We start from the raw sequence: 319 nt of genomic DNA on the forward strand, positions 1-319 counted from the left end.
CGCCTACCAGGCGAGTGTCAAGCCGCCGCGGCCGGCGACGTTGGCCTGTCCGCTGGTCGAGAAGCCGACGCCACCTGAGACGAACAGGTTGTCGGAGACCCGCGCGACGCCGCTCGCCCCGAAGCCCGTCTCGCCCCGGTAGGTGCCGAAGCTCGTCGAGACCGCGAAGGTCTTGCCCGCCGGCAGCACCGCGCCGGTCAGTGCCAGGGCGATCGCGGTTCCCTGGTAGGCGCCGCGCATCTCGCGCTGCAGCCGACCGACGCTGCTCTCCAGCGCACCGACCCGTCCGCCAAGCGCGTCGACCCGCCCCTCCAGCGCG

General features: G+C 73.7%; 1 protein-coding gene. It reads right to left on the bottom strand.

Going from position 1 to position 319, the window contains the following annotated elements:
• Window positions 1-3 precede the first annotated feature (3 nt).
• The coding region (locus AX737_RS24800) for a YadA-like family protein (RefSeq protein ID WP_156453939.1) at window positions 4-319 on the bottom strand (316 nt) is incomplete at its 5' end.

It is taken from the genome of Methylobacterium sp. CCH5-D2 (assembly GCF_001556475.1).
Classification (GTDB): Bacteria; Pseudomonadota; Alphaproteobacteria; order Rhizobiales; family Beijerinckiaceae; genus Methylobacterium; species Methylobacterium hispanicum.